At 41.7% G+C, this 2,279-nt stretch carries 2 protein-coding genes; both read left to right on the forward strand.

Annotation, left to right across the window (positions count from 1 at the left end; all coding sequences use genetic code 11):
- Window positions 1-21 precede the first annotated feature (21 nt).
- Window positions 22-906 (forward strand): substrate-binding domain-containing protein, encoded by an 885-nt coding sequence (locus tag RDS42_RS14265; protein ID WP_294443559.1) that lies wholly within the window; start codon window positions 22-24, stop codon window positions 904-906.
- A gap of 93 nt (window positions 907-999) precedes the next feature.
- On the forward strand, window positions 1,000-2,253 hold the full coding sequence (locus tag RDS42_RS14270) for an AGE family epimerase/isomerase (protein WP_308784243.1): 1,254 nt from the start codon (window positions 1,000-1,002) through the stop codon (window positions 2,251-2,253).
- Window positions 2,254-2,279 lie beyond the last annotated feature (26 nt).

A 2,279-nucleotide genomic window follows, 5' to 3' on the forward strand; every position in this document is an offset into this window, starting at 1 on the left:
GTGTTAGCAGTACTTTGCAGTATGGCCGTAGCAGCAGGATGCTTTACAGGTGCAACAAGTGTATTTGCAAAAGGGGAAAAAATTGCTCTGATCACAATGGACTCTATTGATCAGCATTGGGTAACCTTAAATGAAGGCGCACAGGAAGAAGCAAAAAAAGAAGAGGTCACTGTTGATTATATGGCTCCGAACACAAAAGATGATGCACAGCAGATTGAATGTGTAAACAATGCAATTGCAGGCGGCTATCAGGCTATTATTGTAGCTGCAAATGGACCGGATGCTATTTCAGGGTCTTTGAAAGAGGCTGAAGCAGCAGGTATCAAGATTGTTTATGTTGACTCTCCTGCAAATGTGGAAGCAGAAGCTACTTTTTCTACAGATAATAAGGCAGGCGGAGAAAAAGCCGGAGAAGAACTGAAAAAAGCACTGGAGGATAAAGGCGTAACATCCGGTTCTATTGGCATTATTAATACCAATGCAGCATCTCAGTCTACGCTTGATCGTGAAGCAGGCTTCAGAAGTGTATTTGAGGATACAGATTTTGAGGTTCTTGAAACACAGTACAGTGAAGGTGATGCAGCAAAATCTCAGTCTATTGCAGAAAACTACATCACTCAGGGTGTTGTTGGTATTTTTGGAACAAATGAAGGCTGTACAGTTGGTACAGGAAATGCAATCAAGGCATCTGGAAGTGACAGTGTTCTTGGAGTAGGATTTGATAAATCTGATACAATCCTGAATCTGGTTAAAGACGGATATCTTGTGTGTACGATGGCACAGAATCCAGATGTAATGGGCGCAGAAGGCGTTAAAGCAGCAGTAAAAGCAATTAATGGAGAGGATCTTGGAGGTGAAGTGACAGATACAGGTGTTTCTGTAATTAAAGCAGAAGATGTGAAGTGATAAATGATAACTGCCTCCGGGGACTATCGAGCTGAATCGATATTCTTCGGAGGTGTTTTTTCTTAAATAATAGAGAGACAGAGGGTAGATGCAATGGAAAAAAAATATCAGATAGATACAGAGGAAAACAAAATATTTATGAAAGAGATTCGGGAAAATCTCCTGCATTTTGGGCGCCAGTTTCCGGCACCGGATGGAACATGCTATTATCTTGGGGATGACGGTACTCCATGGAAATCATATAACAGAGAAACTTATGCAACAAGCAGAATGACACATGTATATACTATTGGAAAATATTTGGGCTGCAAAGACAGTGACAGATTAATCGATTCAGCTGTAAATGGTCTTTTAGGCGCTGCACGAGATAAGGAAAATGGTGGATGGTATTCTGCGCTGACAGAAGATGGAGGACATTCAGAAAATAAGCTTTGCTATGCACATGCATTTGTGATTCTTGCAGGATCAGGGGCGGTTCTTGCAGGTCATCCGAGAGGAAAAGAACTGTTGGATATGGCTTTGGAAACCTATGATCGTTATTTTTGGAATGAAGAAGAAGGATTATCCTGTGACACATGGAATACAGAATTTACAGTCAAAGACCCATACAGAGGGCTTAATGCAAATATGCATACAGTTGAAGCTTTTTTGGCTGCAGCAGATGTAACAGGTAATGAAACATATCGTATGAGATGTGGAAGGATTATAAATCACGTTATAGGCTGGGCGGAGAGTAATGAATGGAGAATTCCGGAACACTATACAAGTGATTGGGAGCCGGATCTGGAATGTAACAAAGATCACCCGGATGATCAGTTTAAACCATATGGAGCAACTCCGGGTCACGGACTAGAATGGGCTCGTTTGATTGTACAATGGGCACTTTCTTCTTTCAAAGATGAGAAAGACAGAGCAGTCCCGTATATAACAGCAGCTGAAAATCTTTTTAACAGAGCTATTGAAGATGGATGGGATGCAGATGGTGCTGCAGGTATTGTTTATACTACAGGATGGGATGGAAAGCCTATCGTTCATGACAGAATGCATTGGGTTCTTGCAGAGGCTGTCAATACAGCAGCAGTTCTTTTCCGTGTTACGGGGAAACAGAAATATGCAGATGAGTACTCAGAGTTTGTTGAGTATCTGGACAGGAAAGTTTTGGATCACAAAAACGGCTCCTGGTTCCATCAGATGGATCGGAATAATGTTCCAAACGGAACGGTATGGCCAGGAAAACCGGATCTCTATCATGCGATTCAGGCTACGCTGATTCCGTATTATACCCCGGAGCTTTCCATTGCAGTGGCTGTTAAAGAAGGAAAAATACATGGAAAAATGTATTTTTAAATGCAGATAAATACTCTCCGGGTACT

Source organism: uncultured Blautia sp. (genome assembly GCF_902497045.1).
Taxonomy (GTDB): Bacteria; Bacillota; Clostridia; order Lachnospirales; family Lachnospiraceae; genus Blautia_A.

Coding starts and splice junctions, on each gene's coding strand:
- RDS42_RS14265 (WP_294443559.1), top strand. CDS start 22: ATGGCCGTAGCAGCAGGATGCTTTACAGGTGCAACAAGTGTATTTGCA.
- RDS42_RS14270 (WP_308784243.1), top strand. CDS start 1,000: ATGGAAAAAAAATATCAGATAGATACAGAGGAAAACAAAATATTTATG.